Annotated in this window: 17 protein-coding genes and 1 tRNA gene; 13 read left to right on the forward strand and 5 right to left on the reverse strand. The window is 45.0% G+C overall.

The window, feature by feature from the left end; genetic code table 11:
* The first annotated feature begins 58 nt into the window (after nt 1–58).
* Nucleotides 59–2,221 (forward strand): DUF6541 family protein, encoded by a 2,163-nt coding sequence (locus tag HXT28_RS00315; protein WP_422113451.1) that lies wholly within the window; start codon nt 59–61, stop codon nt 2,219–2,221.
* 69 nt (nt 2,222–2,290) lie between these two features.
* Here HXT28_RS00315 and HXT28_RS00320 read toward each other — a convergent pair whose 3' ends face one another.
* Entirely contained in the window at nt 2,291–3,469 is a 1,179-nt protein-coding gene (locus tag HXT28_RS00320) for an acyltransferase family protein (RefSeq protein WP_422113452.1), read from the reverse strand.
* Nucleotides 3,470–3,544: 75 nt separating this feature from the next.
* On the opposite strand from HXT28_RS00320, the gene HXT28_RS00325 reads away from it, so the two are divergent.
* The 6 genes from HXT28_RS00325 to HXT28_RS00350 all read left to right on the forward strand — a co-directional run bounded on the left by HXT28_RS00325 (nt 3,545) and on the right by HXT28_RS00350 (nt 10,480).
* On the forward strand, nt 3,545–4,390 hold the full coding sequence (locus HXT28_RS00325) for an ABC transporter permease (RefSeq protein WP_422113453.1): 846 nt from the start codon (nt 3,545–3,547) through the stop codon (nt 4,388–4,390).
* Nucleotides 4,390–5,664 (forward strand): ABC transporter ATP-binding protein, encoded by a 1,275-nt coding sequence (locus HXT28_RS00330; protein WP_422113454.1) that lies wholly within the window; start codon nt 4,390–4,392, stop codon nt 5,662–5,664. The genes HXT28_RS00325 and HXT28_RS00330 overlap by 1 nt, the downstream gene beginning before the upstream one ends.
* Nucleotides 5,665–5,776: 112 nt before the next feature.
* Nucleotides 5,777–7,489, forward strand: a complete 1,713-nt coding sequence (locus tag HXT28_RS00335) for a glycosyltransferase (protein ID WP_422113455.1) — start codon at nt 5,777–5,779, stop codon at nt 7,487–7,489.
* Nucleotides 7,477–8,478: a glycosyltransferase family 2 protein gene (locus HXT28_RS00340; protein ID WP_422113456.1), complete on the forward strand. Its 1,002-nt coding sequence runs from the start codon at nt 7,477–7,479 to the stop codon at nt 8,476–8,478. The genes HXT28_RS00335 and HXT28_RS00340 overlap by 13 nt, the downstream gene beginning before the upstream one ends.
* A gap of 167 nt (nt 8,479–8,645) precedes the next feature.
* Nucleotides 8,646–9,872, forward strand: a complete 1,227-nt coding sequence (glf, locus tag HXT28_RS00345) for a UDP-galactopyranose mutase (RefSeq protein WP_422113457.1) — start codon at nt 8,646–8,648, stop codon at nt 9,870–9,872.
* Between the two features lie 523 nt (nt 9,873–10,395).
* A tRNA-Ser gene (locus HXT28_RS00350) sits at nt 10,396–10,480 on the forward strand.
* Nucleotides 10,481–11,384: 904 nt separating this feature from the next.
* Here HXT28_RS00350 and rfbB read toward each other — a convergent pair.
* A complete protein-coding gene (gene rfbB / locus HXT28_RS00355) occupies nt 11,385–12,467 on the reverse strand; it encodes a dTDP-glucose 4,6-dehydratase (RefSeq protein ID WP_422113458.1) in 1,083 nt (360 codons plus the stop codon).
* A 238-nt stretch (nt 12,468–12,705) separates the two neighbouring features.
* On the opposite strand from rfbB, the gene HXT28_RS00360 reads away from it, so the two are divergent.
* The 6 genes from HXT28_RS00360 (at nt 12,706) to HXT28_RS00385 (ending at nt 18,293) form a co-directional block, all read left to right on the forward strand.
* Nucleotides 12,706–13,851 carry a DMT family transporter gene (locus tag HXT28_RS00360; RefSeq protein WP_422113459.1) on the forward strand — a complete coding sequence of 382 codons (1,146 nt, stop codon included), beginning with the start codon at nt 12,706–12,708 and terminating at the stop codon, nt 13,849–13,851.
* Nucleotides 13,852–13,893: 42 nt separating this feature from the next.
* The gene (locus HXT28_RS00365) at nt 13,894–14,904 is read left to right on the forward strand and encodes a ribokinase (protein ID WP_422113460.1); all 1,011 of its coding nucleotides are present in this window, start codon (nt 13,894–13,896) and stop codon (nt 14,902–14,904) included.
* Between the two features lie 208 nt (nt 14,905–15,112).
* Complete coding sequence (locus HXT28_RS00370) at nt 15,113–16,126, forward strand: ribose-phosphate diphosphokinase (RefSeq protein WP_422113461.1); 1,014 nt, start codon at nt 15,113–15,115, stop codon at nt 16,124–16,126.
* Nucleotides 16,127–16,279: 153 nt separating this feature from the next.
* On the forward strand, nt 16,280–16,612 hold the full coding sequence (locus HXT28_RS00375; protein WP_422113462.1) for an ACT domain-containing protein: 333 nt from the start codon (nt 16,280–16,282) through the stop codon (nt 16,610–16,612).
* A gap of 60 nt (nt 16,613–16,672) precedes the next feature.
* Complete coding sequence (locus tag HXT28_RS00380; protein ID WP_422113463.1) at nt 16,673–18,037, forward strand: PFL family protein; 1,365 nt, start codon at nt 16,673–16,675, stop codon at nt 18,035–18,037.
* Between the two features lie 85 nt (nt 18,038–18,122).
* Complete coding sequence (locus HXT28_RS00385; protein ID WP_422113464.1) at nt 18,123–18,293, forward strand: hypothetical protein; 171 nt, start codon at nt 18,123–18,125, stop codon at nt 18,291–18,293.
* Nucleotides 18,294–18,474: 181 nt separating this feature from the next.
* On the opposite strand, the gene HXT28_RS00390 is transcribed toward HXT28_RS00385, so the two are convergent.
* The 3 genes from HXT28_RS00390 to HXT28_RS00400 form a co-directional block, all read right to left on the reverse strand.
* Nucleotides 18,475–19,245, reverse strand: a complete 771-nt coding sequence (locus HXT28_RS00390) for a peptide ABC transporter permease (protein ID WP_422113465.1) — start codon at nt 19,243–19,245, stop codon at nt 18,475–18,477.
* A gap of 150 nt (nt 19,246–19,395) precedes the next feature.
* Nucleotides 19,396–20,472, reverse strand: a complete 1,077-nt coding sequence (locus HXT28_RS00395) for an A/G-specific adenine glycosylase (RefSeq protein WP_422113466.1) — start codon at nt 20,470–20,472, stop codon at nt 19,396–19,398.
* A gap of 32 nt (nt 20,473–20,504) precedes the next feature.
* Nucleotides 20,505–21,206, reverse strand: a complete 702-nt coding sequence (locus HXT28_RS00400; RefSeq protein WP_422113467.1) for a tRNA (cytidine(34)-2'-O)-methyltransferase — start codon at nt 21,204–21,206, stop codon at nt 20,505–20,507.
* Nucleotides 21,207–22,264: the final 1,058 nt, after the last annotated feature.

Here is a 22,264-nt window from a genome sequence, read left to right on the forward strand (position 1 = left end):
ACAGTGAAGTGGTAGATTGTAAGCACAGCATTAGCATCAAAGAAAGGGCCTCTTAGCCATGGTAGGTTTCTCGGTCGTAACATTAGCCATGTTCTTAACATCATTCATGATGATGGCTGTATTCCTTTACCTGCCAGGATTTTTACTATTACGCAGCACTCGTCAAACAAGAATGACGAGCTTATTCTTTGCTCCTGCTATGACGCTTGCTTGCTACGGAGTATACGAAATTATATTAAGCAGCATCAATATTCGTGGCTCCTGGCTCACCATCGTGCTACCAATTACGTTAGTGTGCATAGTAGCATACGCAACATCGCTCATCTTACATAACAATGTAATGAAAAAAACTGAAAAACAAGCCGATACTCAACTTGATGCTGCAGATCAAGCAGTTATACTTGCGAATAAATCTGCTACTGATACTACACGTAACTTTCTTGATCGTGCAATGCGCTCGCCATGGTCAATCGCAGGATTATACGTAGTAATCAGCGCAGTAATTGTTCTTATTATTTTCTTCGTAGAAATTGGCGGATTATCTACATATTCGCAACTGTATGACAATGCTTGGCATATGAGTATTATTCGCAAATTCCTCACTACAGGCGACTATTCCACTCTTCACTCTGGCGATATCATTGCAACAGTTGGTTCAAAATTCTACCCAACAGGCTGGCACTCCTTAATGGCATTAACAGCTTCTGCCACTGGTGCCTCAATTCCGGTCGTCATTAACGCAGGTATTGTACTCATACTTACGGTAGTGTACCCGACTTCTATGTTTGTGCTTGCACGCATGCTTTTCCAAAAGCAACAACGTTTTGTAATGGCAATGTCGTTAACGCCACTGCTCTTTGCCATTTTCCCATGGCGGTTCTTAGTGTTCGGGTCGCTTTATTCCAATCTTCTATCATTCGCCATTTTGCCGTTAGCGATTGCATTATGCATAAAATTGTTGCATCCAGTAAGCACGCTTCGTAGTCGTTTAGCAACATTTGCAATGCTACTAATAGCCCTAGTGGGTATAGCAGTTACGCAGCCTAATTCAGTATTCACCATGGGCGTACTAGTAGCCCCATACCTGTTCTATTGTGTTCCGCAATACGTTTCTCAAATCGTGAAAGATACTAAGAAGCGTACTCAGTATTCGTGTATGGTTATGGTGTTGCTGTTGGTAGCAATCGTTGCAGTATGGTTTGGCTTATATAAAGCGTCATTTATGCAGCGTACCGTTACATGGCAGTGGCCAGCAATTGAGCGCAAAATTCAGGCAGGTATTGACGTGCTCTTTGTTGGTTTCCATAATGCTGAACCGCAAATTTGCTTAGGAATACTGGTGATTATCGGCATTATATATACGCTATTCCACCGTGAGTATCTGTGGATGAGCTGTGCTTACGGAATTATGTGCATTTTATACATGCTTGCTGCTGCTAGTGACGGTCGCGCAAAAGCAGTGCTCACTGGTTTCTGGTATCACGATTCGTATCGACTTGGAGCTTCAGCAGTATTCTTTGGCGCAGCATTGGCAGCACTTGGCATGTGCGTGTGTTTCGACATTATATGCAATATGAGTAATATTGCGCTCGCTGACTATTCACAAGTTCATAATCGTAAGTTACTCGTTGCAGTACTTTCATGCGTACTATTGCTCATAAATTACTTCCCATCTCACTATCTTTCTGGAAGTAACGGATCGGTAGTCACGGCATTTGGCGCTGTAGTACGTGACGTTCGTTTTTGGAATCGTCCTGGAAAGCCAAAAAGCTACGATGCTCAAGAATCTGCTTTTGTGCAAAAAGTTCTTAAGATTGTTCCTCAAGGTTCTTTGGTACTGAATCAGCCGTATGACGGTAGTGTGTACGCTTGGGGTGTTGACGGCTTAAACGTGTATTACAAAGCGTGGGAGGGCAACTGGATGGGTGCTCCTACAGAAGATAATACGCTTATCGCTACGCGCCTTAACCGCATATATGAAGATCCGCAGGTTTGTGCTGCTGTCGCTCATACGAAGGCAAAATATCTACTGCTATTGAACCGCAGCGATTATCAAGTTGATGAGTCTAACCCAAACTATATGAAATCAATGTATGCAAGCTATGAGATTGCTCAGTGGAAAGGCATCGACAGAGTTCGTGACACAACACCAGGTTTTAAACCTATACTCACTGAGGGTACTATGCGACTGTATAAGATTACAGCTGATTGCAATCAATAAATTGCTCACCATGAATTGCTCACCATGTACATAATGAAGCAATAATGAAGCAATAATGAAATAAGAGTATTATGCTGTAGCTTTCGCACTAAACTTGCGCACTATAGCGCTACTTAATTTGCATAATGGTGTAACAGCAATCTTATAAAGCACAAAGCTTATTGCCAATAACACAACATATGTGCCCACAATAAGTAGCGCATTACAAGCTATTTCATAAGGCATAGCATGATTCGCTAAAGGCGTGCGGAAAACCATGTTCCACAACAATGGTTTTATCAAAAAATTCTCATGAATTAAATACACGCCAAACGTAGCAGGAGATACTTTAGCTACTATGATGCCGAATTGAGAATGGGTAACTGTAGTTTTGCTAAAACGTTGCACGCAATACAAAAACCATATCGTTCCCACGATGACAGAAAGCACAGGGGAAGCGCCAGGACCTGCAATAAAAAGATTGCCAGGATAATTCAGCACTCTCGTAAGAATAAATCCACGTTGCACAGCGCACGTGCCAATAACACATAACGCATAGCACAGCAACGTTACCATACAAGCCGTTACTGCGTTGATATGAGGAAGCTGATGTTCATATTTGCGAATAAACGCACCAGTCATGTATATCGACAGCAGATAAGCTACATCAGTAAAGTATTGAATTTGAGGATTAGCAAACTTCCACAGCAGTGTTATGCCAACCACAATCGTAAGAAACACAATTGCTTGCCTCTGACTTAACGCATGAAAAACAATATTTACGTAAGGTGCGATGAGCATAAGAACGAAGAAAGCAGTAATAAACCAATAATTATTAAAAATAATTGGGAAGAGTGAGCTTACTATATTACGAGTAGAAAGATAACTACATAATTCTTGAGGTAGCAACCTGCGCAGAAAATGTGTCAATAGTGCGTAAACAGCTACTCCTAAAACCGAGTAGAAGAAAACTTGCGTCCACAATTTTACTAATCGTTGAGTCTGTTGAGGAAGCAGTCTTGAAATATCGTGCTTGCTTAAAAAGTATGCAGAAATAAGCACAAAAAGAGTGACTCCAACCTGTCCACTCATCATGAGTGACTCGTGTGCTGCAAAACGGAGCGAAATATGAGGAAGCGTAACGCTCTTATTGTCTGCAGCAAAAAAATGTGTAGCAACAATAAGTAGCATTGCAATAATACGAAGCCATTCAAAACGCCAATCACGCATTGGTGTAGTTGCAACTGTTTCTTGCTGGTTCATCATCATCCTCATAATTCTTAGTTCTGCGCGCAGAAAAGCATAGTTAAACAAATAGTATCTAACTGATAAAATATATATCTTGTGAAAAACATTGTAGATACGTTACGTGCGCGCTACCACTATTCGTGGGTAGTGCTGAAAGAGCTAGTAAAAACTGATTTCAAACTACGCTATCAAGGTTCTTTCTTAGGTGTTGCGTGGTCAGTTTTGCGCCCACTCATGCTGTTTTGCGTTATGTACGCAGTGTTTGCAAAGTTTTTGAGGATGTCTGATGGTACTCCAACATATCCAGTGGTGCTGCTGCTTGGTATTAGTGCTTGGCAGTTTTTTGGTGAAGCAACATCAATCGGTTTGCGTGCAGTAGTAGACCGCGGTGACTTACTTCGTAAAATCCATTTTCCTAACTACATTGTGGTAGTGTCGGCAACTGTTGGAGCGTTAATCAGTTTTGCAATAAATCTTGTTGTCGTTATTATTTTTGCAATATGCTCGGGCGTGCAATTTACGTGGTGGGTTCTCTTAGTTCCTTTGAATTGCATACAGTTGTACGCATTGGCATTAGGCGTAACGCTGCTACTGGCAACTATGTACGTGTATTTTCGCGATATTGCGCACCTTTGGGATGTTGCTCAACAAGTATTGTTCTACGCTATGCCAATTATTTACCCACTGAGCATGGTAATGTGTAATCGTTCTCTCGGCAAATGGGGCATGCTTATTGCAAAAATACAGTTACTGAATCCTATTGCACAATGCATTCAAGATTTACGACATAATCTTGTAGCGCCACTTACACAACCTACTGTCTGGAATTTATGTACTTCACCACTATCTGTAGCAGTGCCAATAGTGCTCACTATCGTGCTGTGTGTGCTTGGCGTTGTTGTGTTTCGTAAGTGCAATCGCAAGTTTGCTGAGGTGATGTAATGAGCGAAATTGAGTTAGCAAATACTGCCACAAAGCAACCTGCTCAAGTAGAAGATTCTCGTCCAGTTGTACTTTCTGTTGAGCATGTTGGAAAATATTTTAAACTACCAACCGAGCAGGCAAGTGGCTTAAAGCAGGCGTTTATTAATTGGACTCGTGGTATTAAAGGCTACAAAGAACAGCATGTTCTGCGTGATATTAATTTTGAAGTACATCAAGGTGACTTTTTCGGTATCGTAGGACGAAACGGCAGCGGAAAATCAACCTTGCTAAAACTTATTTCTGGAATCTACGTGCCTGATTCCGGCAGCATACGCGTCAATGGGAAGCTAGTACCATTTATTGAGTTAGGCGTGGGTTTTAACCCAGAATTAACTGGTCGCGAAAACGTATTCCTTAACGGAGCGCTGCTAGGATTTACTCGCGCACAAATCGAAAACATGTATGACGATATTGTGCAATTTGCAGAACTTGAAGAATTTATGGATCAAAAACTGAAAAATTATTCTTCAGGCATGCAGGTGCGTTTAGCATTTTCTGTAGCAATCCAAGCACAAGGAGATATTCTCGTGCTTGACGAAGTGCTCGCAGTAGGTGACGAAGCGTTCCAGCGAAAGTGCGACGCATACTTTGCAAAAGTGAAAAAAGATGCTCACAAAACTGTTATTCTTGTTACGCACGACATGAACGCTGTGAAACGCTACTGTAATAAAGCGGTACTTATTAAAGACGGCGAAGTGATAGTAAACGGAGACAAAGACGACGTTGCAAACCGCTACACGCTCGAAAATCTTTCCAACAAAAAGAATAACGATAGTGCTGACGGATATCCTATCGGTTTAAACGAACGCGTACCGTTTATGCGCATTGTGCCAATGAGTAAGCAGTTGCTCAACTGTGATGAAACATTCCGTTTTGCTGTAGAATACGAATTCAACGAGCCTGGAAAGTACTTTATAGCTGTGGCAATGCACGACATTAAGCGTGGCGGAATTGCGTACGACACTGGTGGAGACGCCATTGAGTTAGAAGGTGAAGGTCGTCAGCGCGCTGAATTTGAAATGCCACTTACAATCCTCAATAATGGCGAATTTAAGCTTGTCGCTTCCTTACGTACGAGAAGTGCTACTGATCCTGATGATACTGACATGATTGCGTTCACAAACGACAACAATTCTTGCATGTTTGCTGTAAGAGATAGTCGAAATCGTGAATATGCGCTCTTAAACGACAATGCTATGACTATGCATTGCGTCAAACATTCGCAATGTTAATTGTGTAACATTCGCAATGTTAATAGGCTTGATAAGTTAATAAGAAGTTGATAAGAAGTTAAGAATACGAGCTTTATGCACAAACACCATAAAGTTACATAAAGGCATATTGATGATAACGTTTTTTAAGATTGATGCTGATGGTGAACAATATATAGCTTCAATAAGTGAACGCCAACGTAGGCTTATTACAGGAGCTATCAATTACCATTCGCTCATGCAGCCGGGGCGTACGTTACGCTACCAAGTTTACATGGGTGCGCGTTGGCAGTATCCGCGATTGGCTGATTTTTCAGTATTTAACGGAGTTTGTACAAAAGGTGCAGGTTTGCAGCCATGCGCAACCTTTAGCGCACAATCAACAGTACAAGCAAGTAGTGAGTATCCAACAGAATATTGGAATGAAGATATTGTTGTTCCGGACGATGGCACGCGCTACTTAATGCTTACGCCAGATGATGCTACTGACGACGACGTAATGTCTCACTGGGCAACTGATACGTTGAAGCAGCGTATTTATAAAGAGTGCGAATTGCATGCGCCGTCAATGTTTGATATTGTGCGCGAAGCTATGCGAAAGCGTCGCGAAATTGCGTCACGTAAACGCACTACTGCTTACAATCCTTTCAACCAAAAGCTGTTTGAAAATGTTGCCAACAAGCAAGAACAAGCCCAAGGTGTAGCAGCACCAGTACAACAAGCTGTGCCGGGCAAGCGCGTAGCAAATGCTCCGAAAGCTGTAATTATTGGTTTACACTGGTTACAAGCTGGCGGTGCTGAGCGTTGGGCTGTAGAAACTATCCGCATAGCTCAACAAGCTGGATTGTTGCCAATTATTATCACTGATCGCGATGGTCATCAACCGTGGATAGCAAAAGATTTTTGTGAGAATGCTCTCGTATTGCCTCTTACTCCACCAGTGCAAGAATGTTGGAAAGACGTGCCGTTGTTGCGCTCGCTATTTGAACAGTTTGATATTCGAGGTATTGCTATACATCACTGCCAGTGGTTGTATGATCATATTTGGTGGGTGAAACAGTATTTCCCGAACATGCATATTGTTGATTCGCTGCATATTGTTGAGTATGTGAATCGCGGAGGGTATCCGCATGAGGCTGTGACGCACGATCAATGGATTGATTTGCACCACGTTATTTCGCCGCAATTAGTACATTGGTTGCATGATGTGCATGAAATTGATGAGGCGAAAATCGTTGATGCTCCGCTTATTGGTTTAACAACGCATACACAATGCAATACGGTGGCTACACGATGTGATAACAAAGTGCTTACTGTAGCTTTTGTGGGGCGTATGGCTCGCCAAAAGCGGCCAGAAGCGTTCGTACTTGCAGCGCGAGCGCTTAACAAACGATACCCCGGTTGCTTCCACTTCATTTTGCACGGTGATGGCGAATTAGATACTTTTGTGACTGAACTTATTACACGGTACGGTTTGCAAAATGTTATTGAACGCCGTTCTATGAACGTACCTGCGCAACAAACATACGACGATGCTGATGTGTTGCTGATTAGCTCAGTCAATGAGGGCATAACATTAACTACTATTGAAGCGTTAGCAAATGGTGTGCCTGTGCTATCCACTGATGTTGGTTCGCAGCGCACTGTTATACCAAAGAGCGCGTTATTGCCGCGCATGACTTCGCAGTTTGTGCGAGCATCTGTAAAAGCGTTAGTAACATTACGTGAAAACGAAAATCTTCGCTCTCAACTTTGGGAAGAAGAAACTCGTCAACTTAATAATTTTGCGCAACTTGAATCAGCAGACGCATTATTTACTAGATTATTTAAAGAATGGAGCAAATGATGGTCGACGCGAACGAAACGCAACAACGCGACGTAGCTGGTAGCCAAGTGAACGTAGCTGGTAGCCAAACGAACGTAGCGGCTGTAGTCGTCACCTTTAATCGCCTCGAAAAACTAAAAAAGGTGCTGGCATCGCTACGCGCGCAAACGCGAATCCCAAATCAGCTGATTATTGTAAACAATGCTTCAACAGACGGCACAGATAAGTATCTAGAAGCATATGCGCATGATTTTGCCAATTCTTATGCGGATGGCAGTGTGAAACTTACTGTAGTAACTCTTCCAGAAAATGTTGGTGGTGCTGGCGGATTTAGTGCTGGCATGCGAAAAGGCTACGAATTGGGAGCTGACTTCGTATGGATTTTCGACGACGACGGCTACCCTCAGCCTCAAGCATTGGAAAAGTTGCTAGATGGATTTAATGCTGCTGTAGGTGAGCTTGGTCCAGATGTGCCATACGCTTGCTCAATGGTGAAGTTCATTGACGGATCAATTTGCGAAATGAACAATCCTGTACCAACATGGGATTGGGGAAGACTTATTGCTAAAGGATTTAGCAATCTCGTTATGGTTACAAGCTGTTCGTTTGTGTCAGTGCTTATTCCTCGTTGGGTTATGGAAAAGCATGGTTTGCCGTTTAAAGAATACTTTATTTGGTTCGACGACGCGGAATATACGTTGCGCATTACACGCGTATGCCCAGGTGTACAAGTGCTCGATAGTGTTATTGTGCACGATATGGGTGCTAATAAAGGCGTGAACTTTACGATGATAGACGAAAAAAATGCGTGGAAATTTGCGTACGGCGTGCGCAATCAAGCATCGTACCGACTGCATCACGAAGGTAAAGCAAAGTACTTACTGTTCTGTGCAAATGTGATTCGTCAGATGCGACGCGGGCATGTGGCACGCAAGTTACGTCGCAGTATGATTAGCCAAATGCTGAAAGCTATACGATTTAATCCAAAAGTAGATTTTCCGCAAAAATAATAAAACGCATGCGCTATGCGATGTGCGATGTGCATCATGCAATGTGCATCATGCAATGTGCAATGTGCGTCATGCGTCATGCAATGTGCAAATAGTGAAACATAATTTGTAACTGTAAAACGTAACTGTAAAACGTAACTGTAAAAGGTAACCGATAGGGGCAGAACATGAGCGACAACAAATCAACAAATTACCCGGATTTAGTAGTGGTTGGCGCCGGATTATTCGGCTTAACTGTAGCTCAGCAAGCGGCAGAACGCGCTGGCGCTCGCGTCGAAATTATTGACGTTCGTAATCACATTGGTGGCAATGCTTACTCGTATTTTGACGAGCGCACGGGAATTGAAATTCACAAGTACGGAGCGCATCTTTTCCACACAAGCAACAAGCGCGTATGGGATTATGTGAACCGTTTTACGTCGTTTACTCACTACGTACATCGCGTGTACGCAACGCACGACGGCGAAGTTTACCCGTTGCCAATCAACTTGGGTACGATGAACCAATTCTTCCATGCACACTACACGCCGGAAGAAGCGAAGGCTTTGATAGCAAGTCAAGCGGGGGAGTTGGCTGGCAAAGATCCGCAAAATTTGAATGATAAGGGCATTAGCTTAATTGGGCGTCCGCTTTACGAGGCGTTTATTAAAAACTACACGGCAAAGCAGTGGCAAACGGATCCTTCCGAGTTGCCTGCTGGAATTATTAAGCGTTTGCCTGTGCGATTTAACTACAATAATCGCTACTTTAAAGACACTTGGGAAGGTTTGCCAACGGACGGCTACACAGCTTGGATGCAGCGCATGATTGACGATCCGCGTATTCACGTTTCACTTGGCGTAGACTTCTTCGACGAGTCGCAGCCGTTTAACAAGCGCGCGTTGGCGGAGGCTGGAGTACCAGTGGTTTATACCGGTCCGGTTGATAGGTATTTTGACTACGCTCTTGGCGAGTTGAAGTGGAGGACTGTGGACTTTAAGGAAGTGCGTTATGAGGAGAGCGACCACTTTGGTTGCCCGGTGATGAATTATTCGGATGCTGACGTGCCGTTTACGCGCGCGATTGAGTTTAAGAACTTTAATCCGGAGCGAGAGGAAGTTTCTGCGGAGTCTAATGGCGAGGCTGATTTTGTGCCGGGCAAAAGCGTGAAAGCCGGGGAGACTGTTGTGTGGCAAGAGTATTCGCGCGCAGCCAGCCGCGACGACGAGCCTTACTATCCTGTGAATACTGAGGCAGATAAAGCATTGTACGCGCGCTATGCGGAGCTTGCTGCAGCAGAGCCTAACACTGTTTTCGGTGGCAGGCTTGGAACTTACAGCTATTACGACATGCACAACGTAATCGACATGGCTTTGCGTGCTTACGAAACGCAAGTAGTGCCTTTGCTTAAGTAATCTCAACTTTCACCGCCGCAAACATTTAACGTGGTTCTTGCTTTATGTGGCGCGAGTTTTGGGGGATTTCTTTCCTCGCATGCGCGACGACCTGCTTGAGCGCAGCATTGTGCGCGCGAAAGCAACTCGGAGCGTGAGCTTGCTCAAGTTGAAAGCACGGGGTGCTTTCAACGCAAGTGAGGTCTGCCTTCGTCTCGATTGACGAAGGCAGGGCAGGTTAGTGTAGTAGCCCATTGGAATTTTGGTTCTGGCCGCCGCGTGCGCTTTGACCATTCTTCGGACACTCACGCAGATTGCGTACTGCGTTAGGGTCTCATTTTGCCTGTTTTGGGACGCGGATGCAGAAAGCGCACTGCGCGAGTGTCTGAAAACTGGCAGAATGGGACACGGATGCAGAAAGCGTACTGCGCGAGTGTCTCCAAAAAAGGTGGTTCGGCGCGCGCGAGTTTGCAATATCCGTGATTTGTGGTACTCTATTTAAGTTGTCTGCTTAGCAAGCATTTAGTTGCTGGGCAAACAGTTTGGAGAATTCGCCTAGTGGTCTATGGCGCACGCTTGGAAAGCGTGTTGGTGTAACAGCCTCACGAGTTCGAATCTCGTATTCTCCGCGCCTAGGGTTTCTAGCCAATCGCTAGAAGCCCTTTTTTCATGCCGAAAACCCTTGAAATATCAACGTTTTTGGCTTGTTTTCAGTGTTTTTCTGTTTTGCATTTTGTATCATTAAGTGCCATTATTTTTGATTATAAGCAGGGTGTATAAAGGGGTGAATATCGGGTTATTTCCCAAAAAGGGTGTAAAGCTAAGCTGATGAATATTCTGTGGCATAAACCATAGCCTCAGCACTGTTAAAAACTCAGTTATCTAGCTGAGAAAACAACGGTAATCACCCGAACACTGTTATTAGCTCAGTTATCTAGCTGAGAAAACAACGGTAATCACTCAAACACTGTTAAAAACTCAGTCAAGTATCTGAGAAAGTAACGGTTGTATGTTACTGGTGCAGTACGTAATCTGCGTTAATAACGAATAAGCGGGGTTATACGTTCTTCGCGCAGTACGTAATCTGCATTAGTAACGAATAATTGCGATTTAGCGTTATTCGCGCAGTACGTAATCTGCGTTAATAACGAATAAGCGGGGTTATACGTTCTTCGCGCAGTACGTAATCTGCATTAGTAACAAAGTTTGACGATTTATTGTTAAATATTCAGCTAATACCTACTTTGAACGCCGATTAGCATAAGAAATAACCCACATTCGATATACATTGAGCCTTACTGCTATAAGGGTTATGAGCTTATTTTTTACACACTTTTTGTCCGGGTGGCGAATGTGCAGCAAACAGATTCGATTACCGCAAAACACTTGTATTACAATGCGTGAGACATGATTTCTTACACACTTTTTGGCCTATAACCCTGGACTTGGGTCGTGTGTAAGTCCACATTTGCTCGCACTTTATCCCGAGTTTGTGGATTTGGGTGGAGTGTAACGCTCGCGCGTGCGTAACGCTTAATGTCCCAACGCTGCATAATGCTGTTCAACTTGCGCTTTAATAGGCTTCCACAAATCAGCGTGAGACGCGTACCACGCAATAGTTTCTTGCAAACCCTGTTGAAAATGAGTATGTTGCGGCTCCCATTCAAGCTGCGTACGAATTTTCGTACTATTGAGCGAGTACTTGCGATCTTCTCCTGGTCGTGGCTGTACGTGCACTACATTCGTTTCCGAAACGCCCATTATAGGTAGCAACATCCGCAATACGTCGCGATTGCTCATCTCGCACTGCGCTCCGACAAGATATGTTTCACAGATTGTTCCACGCGTTAAAATGCGCCAAATTGCATCGCAATGATCTTCAACATGTATCCAATCGCGCACCGAATCGCCATTGCCATATAACTTTGCCGGCATATTGCACATAATATTGGTAATTTGCCGCGGAATAAACTTCTCAATATGTTGACGCGGACCGTAATTATTGCCACTGCAAGAAATAGTTGCGCGCAAACCGTAAGTCCTACTCCAAGCGCGCACAAGGTGATCGCTTGCGGCTTTGGATGCTGCATATGGGCTTGAAGGTCGGTACGGGCTTTCTTCATTACAACTCAATGGACTATCTAATGGCAAATCTCCGAACACTTCATCAGTACTCACATGATGGAAGCGAATATTGTATTTTCGTGCAGCATCAAGAAGAACCTGCGTACCTAAAATATTGGTACTTAAAAATGGATCCGAATACTCGATTGCGTTGTCGTTGTGTGATTCAGCAGCAAAATGCACAATTGCGTCGATTGCTGGCATTGATATTCCTGCAGCAGTTGTGTGCTGAGTACGGGGATTGAGTAGTTGATTAACTAAATTTGTGTCGCGAATATCTCCGTGAATAAAAGCGTACTGATTATTCGCAAAATTTTGTGGCAATCCATACAAATTCGCAATATTACCGGCATATGTAAGTGAATCCAGCACTGTAATTGCAACTTCCGGATGATATTTCGCTATGTAATGCACAAAATTCGATCCAATAAACCCTGCACCGCCTGTTACCAGTATGTGAAAAGGCGTAAATGCATTGCGTTCCGTACTCATATATTCATTGTATATATGTATTTGTTGCATGTGCATGTATTTATGCGTTTACCATATTTTCTTTATTGGTTGTGATTGGTTGTTATTGATTGCATGAAAAATATTTAAGCAGTACATTTTGCTGTTGATTTTACTTATATTCATAGTAGTTGGTTTTGCTTGTATGAGCATTAGTTGAGTCAGCGTGCAATAATTGCTGCATGTTTGCTTGTTTTGGGGATGCGAGGTGAATCTGGTAATGGTTAAGCTTACGTTGGGTAGTGATGGGCGTGCTGTAGATTTACCTACGTCTGAGAATGTGTCTGCTGAGAATGTGTCTGCTGAGAATGTGTCTGCTGAGAATGCGTCTGCTGAGAATGCGTCTATTAACGCGGAATCTCGCGCGGAATCTCGCGCGGAGCAACAAACTGGCTCTCAAACTTTCGACGCCTCTAAATCTGCCGCACAGGCAATAGCGAGCACTCCGGATCGCCCTAATCCAGCGTTTAACCACTCAACGAACGCCATACTTATTGGCATTCTGCTCACTCTTTTAGGCGGCGCATTTTGGGGCGCAAACGCAACCGTGTCGAAAATCCTGATGTCAACATATCACGTAACTCCGCTGCAAATTGCGTGCGTGCGTCAAATCGCGGCAGGCATATTGTTTAGCATCACTGCAGCAGCTTGCACCCCGCGTAAGCTTACTGGAGCAATGAAATCTGGGCGTACGTGGGTTTCAATGGCAGTAACTGGCGTGGTTTGCGTGCTTCTTACGCAAGTTTCGTACTTGTGCACTATTGATTGGACTAATTCCGGCACTGCAACTGTGCTTCAAAGCCTTAATCTTCTATTCGTGCTGGTTTATGCGTGCTTGCATACGCGTCGCGTGCCGACTATGCGCGAAACGATTGGCGTTGTGCTAGCTTTCGCAGGAACTGCTTTAATGGCAACCGGCGGCAATCTTTCTTCGCTATCATTGCCGATTATGGGCTTGCTTTGGGGATTGGCGGATGCGGCTTCAACGGCGGCGCTCGCAATTATGCCGGTGAAGCTGATTGCAAAATGGGGAAATCTTACAGTAAACGGCATTACGTTTATTATTTCAGGTCTGATTATGCTGCCGTTTGTGCGTCCGTGGGCAACGATGCCGCAGCTTGATTGGCGGGCGCTTGCACTGTTCACCTTTACGGTTGTTGCTGGCACTTTTGGAGCTTACTGGCTGTTTCTTGAAGGTATTATGCGCGTAGGTTCTGTGCGAGGTACGCTTCTTGGAGCGAGTGAACCGGTTACTGCTGCGATCACAGCAGTGCTGTTTACGGGAGCTGTTTTTTCGTGGGCAGATTTCGTGGGCTTCGGGCTTATTTTCATTATGATGATTTTGTTGTGCAAGCGTGCTGACTGACTTAGGTTATAAAATAAAAACCAAACAAAGAAAGGAATTTTAATGCGTTACCATGATACTTTAAACTCGCTGGATGTATTAGAAAATGTGAAGACTGCCGATTGTGCTAAGTCTGCGATTGCAGTTGTTGGCTCAATGAATGCCGACTACACGATTGTTGCCGATCGTCTCCCGAAGCCGGGCGAAACGGTTAATGGAAGCGAGCTTAAGGTTCTTCCGGGAGGAAAGTCTGGAAATCAGGCTGTTTCTGCCGCTAAAATTGGCGCGCATGTACGCATGTTTGGTGCTGTTGGCAGCGATCAAAACGCCGACTTCTTGCTTCATTCTTTGAGTAATGCTGGTGTTGACACTACACAAATTCTGCATGTTGACAACGTTCCAAGCGGTGCCACAGTTATTACAGTTGATGCTCAAGGCGGCGAAAATACGATTGTTTACGCGCCTGGTTCCAATGCGCACGTTACGGTTCCTTATATTGAATCTGTTAAAAGCGCTTTGACGAGCGCGTGTGTGCTTGGGCTTTGCTTAGAAAGCCCGATGGAAACAGTTACGGCTGCTGCGAAAATTGCTCATGCTGCTGGTGTAAAAGTTTTATTGAATAATTCTCCTTTTGTTGATACATTGCCGAAAGAGTTGATTGATGCTGCCGACATTTTGTTGGTAAATGAGCATGAAATGGCGCAACTGCTTCATATTGACGAGCCAGAAGATGGCAATTGGGATGGTTTTGATTGGCAGCATGCTGCTGAAGTGATGCACAACTTTGGTTTTGATGAGGCTGTTGTGACTTTGGGCGGCGATGGTTCTGTTGTTTTGCAGTATGCTGAGGAAGATCCGGTGTGCCGTATTGCAGCACAGCGAGTTCACGCTGTAGATACTACTGGTTGCGGTGATGCTTTTATGGGCACAGTTTTGGCTGGTTTGGCTGCTTCGATGTCGCTGCCGGACGCTGCAGCTCTTGCTTCTTACGTTTCTGCTTATGCTGCAACTCGCTTTGGTGCGCAAGCTTCTTACGGAAGTGCTGACGAAATTCGCGCATATTTTGCTAAGTGATATTTTAGGCAAATCTGCAAGGCAAATCTGCTAGGCAATATTCTAGGAAGATTTACTAAGCAAATCTGCAAAATAATACGCGTTACTACGCGCTAGTACACGCTTTGCTGCGCCTGAATCACTCGCTGTGTCTCTTCCGGCGCGGCAACTGCTAAAATGGAAATCGACTCTGTCACTGTACATGCAATTTGCAAACGGGAAGGCAATTATGTCAATAATTCTTGAAGGCGATTCAAAAAAGCAGATGATGCTGGTTACGGGTCGTGCGTATCCGGAACTTGCCAAAGAAACTGCGCAATATCTTGGTATTGACGTGCTTGAGACAACTGCCTACGATTTTGCGAATGGCGAAATGTACGTGCGCTTTACGCAGCCGGTTCGTGGAGCGGATGTTTTTGTGCTTCAAGCGCATACGAATCCTATTAACAATTGGATTATGGAACAGCTTCTTATGGTTGATTCCTTGCGCCGCGCGTCTGCTCGCAGCATTAACGTGGTTGCGCCGTTCTTTGGGTATTCGCGTCAAGATAAAAAGCATCAAGGCCGCGAACCTATTACTGCGCGCCTTATGTTTGATTTATTCCGTGCTGCAGGTGCTACTAGAATTTTGACAGTTGACATGCACGCAACTCAGGAGCAGGGCTTCTTTGACGGCCCGGTTGACCATTTAACTGCTATGCCTGTGCTTATTGATTATGTGCGTAATTCTATGAAGCTCGACAACGCAACCATTGTTTCTCCTGACGCAGGGCGAATTAAAGTTTCTGAACAGTGGGCTGCAAAACTTGGCAATTTGCCTCTTGCTTTTATTCACAAAACGCGCGATATTACGCGTCCAAATCACGCTGAAGCTCACGGAATTATTGGTGAAATTCAAGGTCGCGACTGCATTGTTGTTGACGATATGATTGATACTGCTGGCACCATTTGTGAAGCTGTGCGCACTTTGCGTGAGGCAGGCGCTAAGTCTGTGACGTTGGTTGCAACGCATGCTTTGCTTTCCGGTCCTGCTGTTGAGCGTTTGAAAGATGCGGGTGTGCGCGAAATCATTGTGACGGATACCGTTCCTGTGCCAGAAGAAAAGCGACTTAGTAATATGACAGTTCTTTCGATTGCGCCTCTTCTTGCTGCCGGTATTCGTTCCGTATTCCGGTCTGGATCGCTTGTGTCACTGCGCAATGCACTTCCGGAAGATATGAAGCAGCATAATATTTACGCGTAATTTTATAAATAAGAATAAGCCTTACGAATAAAGTTAAGCTTTACAAATAAAGCTGAGTGCGCAAATAAAGCTGAGTGCGCAAATAAAATTTACGCATAAAATATACAATAAAATAAATCCGCATACTGCGGTTCGTAACAGCAGGAGGCAAATATGGTCGCCAATACTACAGTTGCAGAGCATGATGAATCGCAAGAAGTACTGCAATCCGATGCTTCTAAAGCGATTATTACCGTTGTTGGCTGCGATACCGTTGGTATTATTGCAAAAGTTACTTCGCATGCTGCCGGGCATAACGTCAATATTTTGAATATTTCTCAGACTATTGTTGATGGCTTTTTCAATATGATGATGATTGTTGACGTGTCAACTGTGGATTGCGAGTTCGGTGAGTTTGCTGCAGGATTAGAAACACTCGGTACTGAAATTGGCGTGCGTATTCGCTGCCAGCGTAGCAATATTTTTACTGCAATGCACAGAATCTAAAATTCCTAGCAATATCGTAGCAATATCGTAGCAATCTAAGGAAACGTAAGGAAGTACGCCATGCTCAACCTGATGGAAGTAAGCGAAACTAATTCGATGATTGAGCAAGAACAGCTCGATGTTCGCACAATCACCATGGGAATCAACCTGCTCGATTGTGCTTCAGAAAATTTGCAGGACGTGTGCCGCAATGTTGAAGCAAAAATTACGCGTCTTGCTAAAAATTTAGTAAAAACTGGCAACAACATTTCGCGCGACTACGGTATTCCAATTGTAAATAAGCGCATTACAGTTACGCCGATTTCGCTTGTTGGTGCATCCGCCTGTAAAAAACCTGAAGATTTCGTTGAAATTGCGCGCGCTCTCGATAGTGCAGCGCACAAAGTTGGCGTTGATTTAATCGGCGGATATTCCGCGCTTCCTGCAAAATCGATGACCGCAGCTGACCGCATGCTTATTGAATCACTTCCGCAAGCCTTAAGTGAAACAGAAATTGTGTGTTCGTCAGTAAACGTTGGTTCCACACGAACCGGTATAGATATGGATTGCGTGGAGCTTTTAGGTCACACAATTAAGCAAATCGCCGAAGCTACGGCTAGCAAAGATTCTTACGGCTGCGTTAAATTTGTGGCTTTTTGCAATGCTCCAGACGACAATCCTTTTATGGCAGGCGGATTCCATGGCGTAACTGAAGGCGATGCTGTGATTAACGTAGGCGTTTCTGGACCAGGCGTTGTTTCGCGCGCACTAGATGCGGCTCGCGGCAAAGATTTTGCGTTCCTGTGCGAAACAATTAAGCGCACAGCATTTAAGATTACGCGAGTTGGGCAATTGGTTGCGCAAGAGGCTTCTCGCAGACTTGGTATTCCGTTTGGAATTATAGACTTGTCGCTTGCTCCAACTCCTGCAGTTGGAGATTCCGTTGGCGAAGTGCTTGAGAAGATTGGCTTGGAGCAGGTTGGAGCTCCTGGAACAACTGCTGCGCTCGCAATGCTGAACGATCAGGTTAAGAAGGGCGGCATTATGGCGAGTAGCTATGTTGGCGGTCTTTCTGGAGCGTTTATACCTGTTTCGGAAGATGCGAATATGATTGCCGCAGCGAAGTCGGGTTGCTTGACGATTGAAAAGCTTGAAGCAATGACGTGCGTATGCTCGGTTGGCCTCGATATGATTGCTATTCCAGGAGATACTTCCGCAGCAACGATTTCAGGAATGATTGCTGACGAATCTGCGATTGGCATGATTAATCAAAAGACTACTGCTGTGCGCGTTATTCCAGTGATCGGCAAGGGTGTGGGTGAGATGGCGAATTTCGGCGGATTGATGGGATATGCGCCGATTATTCCAGTAAACCAAACCAGTTGTGAAGCGTTTGTGACGCGCGGTGGGCGGATTCCGGCGCCTGTTCACAGCTTTAAGAACTAGCGCTCCGACCTGCTTGAGCGCTTGTTCCTCACGGCTATTGATAGCCGTTCGGCTGATTTGCGAATCGACGACTTCGAGCTGCATAATGCGCGAGAAGTCACTTCGATTCGCTGAGCTTGCTCAAGTTGAAAGCACAGTGTGCTTTCAACGCAAGCTCAGTAGTGAGCGCTTGTTCCTCACGGCTATTGATAGCCGTTCGGCTGATTTGGCATGTGAAGCACACCGTGCTTCACATTTGAGCCAAATCACGCTTTGAAGGAGCTTGAAATCCTGTTGATTTCAAGCTCGGTCAAAGTGCTGCGCGAGCGTTAAGCACACCGTGCTTTCAACCCTGAGCGCGTGTTTGGAGTGCTGCGCAACCTCAAACTCTCCAAATGCGAGATGATTCTCTCGCGTTTGGAGTGTTACGCTCAAGCAGGTCGTTGCGTGCGTGAATCCTACTGCACGTTAATGAGCACTGGCTCGCTGTGAAGTCCCGGTACGCGCTTATGCTCAAGCCGCGCAACGTATGTGCCGCGATCCACCTTCGGTAAATCTTCATCCGCACTACAGCCTTTTCCGACGGTAGTATTGGTATTCCAAGTAATTTTCTTCTCGAAATGATCACCCTTCGCCATAAGCAGCGGCTTTAATGCAGAGTCACAACTGTCAGATCGCCATATTGCATGAGATAAGTAGTCTGTATTATTTAAGTTAGCAGCATTTTCGTTATTTTTATGTGTTTTACTATCTTTCGCATTTTGATTTTGAGCTGCCGAGTTACTTGCGTTGATAGTTAGCACAGCATTCATATTAGAAGCGTCAATAAGACATGAAGTATTACCCTCATATATAAATCTCTCAGTTAATTCAACGCTACCGCTCATAGGGACAGTTTGAGATTTAGTAGAAAGTTCAAGACGAATATCTCGAGCACTGCAGCGAGGAGTTAAACCAACTGGACGCGGATCAGGAACAGATTTGCGCGCTACAGTAACTTCATGACCAGCGATTGCATTGCCAATAGCAGCAAGACCTTTTCCTAAACTGATAATGCAAAATACTGCCAATGTCAACAATAATAGCAAAGCAATGCCAACCACAATCCTGCGGCGACGATACATTCTGCGTCGTTCTGCACTCATCTTACGTACAGGCTTGCGCTTTTGCTTACGCGGCAATATTGTGCTCGCTTTGCTATGCGGATCGCGTGGTGACGTAGTTGGCATTGACATACTTACTATTGTAATACATACGTCGATGAGACGAATTATATGCAACTACAAACTGCACAGGATAAACTTACTTACAAAAGTAATTACATTGTTCATTAAAGAGTTATAAAAGCAGCGTAATTACTTACTTACTTACTTAGTTACTTAAGGTAGTGTTAAAGTACCATCTGGCAATATGGTAATAAGTCTGTCATGATCGAGTGAAGCAATACATTCACCAAGTTGCGCTTGATTCGACCATAAATTGCTGATTTCGCTATGTTGCAATACTTGTTGTTTTCTATGTGCTTCACGTAAGGCTTGCAAAATAATGCCGCGCACTTGCCGATTGGTGCCGGCAAAATGTTGCTGGGGACGGGTGCGACGTACGCCAAGACCTGGAAATCCAGCAGCTTTGAAACGACACCACGTTTGCAAAGGGCATACAGTGCATTGCGGAGATTGTGCTGTGCAAATGGTAGCGCCAATTTCCATAATTGCTTGATTCCAAACAGATGAAGTGCAGGTAGCGCTGGAAGTGCAGGTAGCGCTGGAAGCGTTAGTAGCATTGGTAGCGTTGGTAGCGCTGTGATTATCTTCCGGCAATACCGCTGCAGCAAGCTCGCGGTCAGATTGCGTTGTGCTACCGCCATGCGATTCAGTCCCAGTGAAAGCGCGCACAAGCACGCGGCGAATATTCGTATCAACCACCGCAATGTGCTTACCATAAGCAAAACTGAGTACCGCACTGGCTGTGTAATCGCCTACACCTGGCAAGGCAGTAAGTTCCTCATAAGTGCGTGGCAGCTTATTGTGATATGTTTCTGCTACAACTTTGGCGCAAGATTGTAAACGCAATGCACGTCGAGGATACCCGAGGCGACCCCAAGCCGTAATAACTTCAGCACTCGTAGCGTGTGCTAGCGATTGTGCATCTGGCCAAGTTTGCATCCAAGTGAGCCAATATGGTACAACGCGGCTCATTTGCGTTTGTTGGCTCATCACTTCGCACACAAGAACACCCCAAGGGGTAGTGCGCCCAAATCTCCAAGGCAAATCGCGTGCGCAATTGTGCCAAAAAAGTGCAACGCTATTGCGTGTAAGTGATGCCAATTCGCGCAATGATTGAGGAGATTTTTCGGGGAGATGTTCTTCCTGAAGAGAGTCCTCGGTGAGATGTGCTTTCGGGAGATGTGCCTTCGGGAGAGATTCTTTCAGGAGAGATTGCGGATTGTGTTGCATGCTCAATGATGTAAACGTCGTGTAATTCGTGACTACTTTCCGCCTGCAAAACCGAGCTGCCTCCACGCTTCGTACACTGCAATAGAAGCGCAATTCGTAAGATTCAGACTGCGAAGTGACGGGCGCATAGGCAAGCGTACCTGTTCGGCAACATGTGGACCAGCCATAACATCCATCGGATCTGGAATATCTCCAGGTTCTGGACCAAAAAGCAGAATATCGTTCGGCTTATACTCAATTTCGGTATAAAGTTTTGTGGCATTTGCAGTAAACGCAATAATTCGCGAATTTGGCATCGACTCAACTAAATTCTCAAAATTAGGATGCAAAACAACGTGAGCCATATCGTGATAATCCAAACCTGCGCGACGCAACTTAGTATCATGCAAATTAAAACCAAGCGGCTCAACCAAGTGCAAAATCGTGCCGGTTACAGCGCAAAGACGAATCGCAGAACCGGTATTTCCTGGAATACGAGGGGAGTAGAAGCAAAGGTGAGGCGTGTGCGTTTCGGTGCGCGCAGCGTCGTCGGCGCTGAGCATGGCGTCCATAACGCTAATCGGATTGCCGTGAGCATCAGTTACAAGCTCGTCTGGGCCGTAGTTTGACTTGCGGTAGCCGTACTCGTACATTTGCTCTACGCGGCTTGCGGCGGCTTTGTGTGCGTCGGTTTGTTCTTCGGTTTGTGCGTCGATTTTGGCTGCTACTTCTTGCGTCTTTTCGCTGTTATTCATGCTATTCCTTAGCTTTTTAAGTATTCCTTACGTAACTTCGTAATCGTAACGTATTTAGTTTACTCGCAACTTGTATCGTTTAATGTGGCGCGAGTTTTGGGTAGTGTTTGGCTGGCGGGTTTCTGGAGTGGCTGTGGGAGATAGTTGATTTCTCTTGAGTTACGATTTTTGTTTTCGTTATGCTTGCGTATCGTCTATGAGTTTTGTCTGATGTGTTTGGTGTTTAGTGTTGTGAGGTCAAGGAAATTTCAGCATCGTGCGTCCCGTCGCTACGCTCCTCTTTTAGCACTCTGCTCGAAATTTTCTTGACCTCTACTTCGTTACTCTTTAACACAAAACTCATAGACTCGTGCAGAAAGTTGCGAAAGTGCGTGGCTTACTCAGTGCAACTCAAGTCACGTAACTAAGTTTCGGGTGGGTTGGTGGTTGAGTGGGTTTGGCGTAGTGTGTGCAGCAGCACGGATGCTAGTGTTCACTCATCAACAAATACTCAGCGTCTGCAGAGCATGAATGTTAAAGTTTCATGAATCAACAAGTAATCAACGTTAGCAAAGCATGACTGCAAAGCTACACAAGCAGTGTTAGCAGAGCATGACTGCAAAGCTACAGAATCAATTTTTGCAGAAGCATGACTGCAAAGCTACAGAAACATTTGCCGGAGAATTCCCTGCGTTTGTGTACTTGGGTCGTGTGCAAGTCCACATTTGCTCGCACTTTATCCCGAGATTGTGGACTTGGGCGGAGTGTAACGCTCGCGCGGTCTAAGCGTACTTGCTACTGAGCTTGCGTTGAAAGCACACTGTGCTTTCAACCCTGAGCAAGCTCACGCTCCGAGTTACTTTCGCGCACTAAATCGCAGCGCTCAAGCAGGTCGTCGCGCAAACGCGCGCAACTTTTCCGGCTTTTGTTGTCGTTTTTTGTTGTCAGGGTGATAGCGGCGAAAAGTCTGGAGTTTTTGATAAAATAGACAATCTGTGTAAGGTGTGTCATATAGCGGGCATACTCATGGAACCGAAGAAGGCGCCCGCGAATTGCAATCTGCTTCAATAGCACTTCAT

This window comes from Gardnerella washingtoni, assembly GCF_049262705.1.
Lineage (GTDB): Bacteria > Actinomycetota > Actinomycetes > Actinomycetales > Bifidobacteriaceae > Bifidobacterium > Bifidobacterium vaginale_D.

Excerpts from the sequence above, each read along its gene's own strand:
- HXT28_RS00315 (WP_422113451.1), top strand. The coding sequence starts at position 59 with ATGGTAGGTTTCTCGGTCGTAACATTAGCCATGTTCTTAACATCATTC.
- HXT28_RS00320 (WP_422113452.1), bottom strand. The coding sequence starts at position 3,469 with ATGATGATGAACCAGCAAGAAACAGTTGCAACTACACCAATGCGTGAT.
- HXT28_RS00330 (WP_422113454.1), top strand. The coding sequence starts at position 4,390 with ATGAGCGAAATTGAGTTAGCAAATACTGCCACAAAGCAACCTGCTCAA.
- HXT28_RS00335 (WP_422113455.1), top strand. The coding sequence starts at position 5,777 with ATGATAACGTTTTTTAAGATTGATGCTGATGGTGAACAATATATAGCT.
- HXT28_RS00340 (WP_422113456.1), top strand. The coding sequence starts at position 7,477 with ATGGAGCAAATGATGGTCGACGCGAACGAAACGCAACAACGCGACGTA.
- glf (WP_422113457.1), top strand. The coding sequence starts at position 8,646 with ATGAGCGACAACAAATCAACAAATTACCCGGATTTAGTAGTGGTTGGC.
- rfbB (WP_422113458.1), bottom strand. The coding sequence starts at position 12,467 with ATGAGTACGGAACGCAATGCATTTACGCCTTTTCACATACTGGTAACA.
- HXT28_RS00360 (WP_422113459.1), top strand. The coding sequence starts at position 12,706 with ATGGTTAAGCTTACGTTGGGTAGTGATGGGCGTGCTGTAGATTTACCT.
- HXT28_RS00365 (WP_422113460.1), top strand. The coding sequence starts at position 13,894 with ATGCGTTACCATGATACTTTAAACTCGCTGGATGTATTAGAAAATGTG.
- HXT28_RS00370 (WP_422113461.1), top strand. The coding sequence starts at position 15,113 with ATGTCAATAATTCTTGAAGGCGATTCAAAAAAGCAGATGATGCTGGTT.
- HXT28_RS00375 (WP_422113462.1), top strand. The coding sequence starts at position 16,280 with ATGGTCGCCAATACTACAGTTGCAGAGCATGATGAATCGCAAGAAGTA.
- HXT28_RS00380 (WP_422113463.1), top strand. The coding sequence starts at position 16,673 with ATGCTCAACCTGATGGAAGTAAGCGAAACTAATTCGATGATTGAGCAA.
- HXT28_RS00385 (WP_422113464.1), top strand. The coding sequence starts at position 18,123 with ATGCGCGAGAAGTCACTTCGATTCGCTGAGCTTGCTCAAGTTGAAAGC.
- HXT28_RS00390 (WP_422113465.1), bottom strand. The coding sequence starts at position 19,245 with ATGCCAACTACGTCACCACGCGATCCGCATAGCAAAGCGAGCACAATA.
- HXT28_RS00395 (WP_422113466.1), bottom strand. The coding sequence starts at position 20,472 with ATGCAACACAATCCGCAATCTCTCCTGAAAGAATCTCTCCCGAAGGCA.
- HXT28_RS00400 (WP_422113467.1), bottom strand. The coding sequence starts at position 21,206 with ATGAATAACAGCGAAAAGACGCAAGAAGTAGCAGCCAAAATCGACGCA.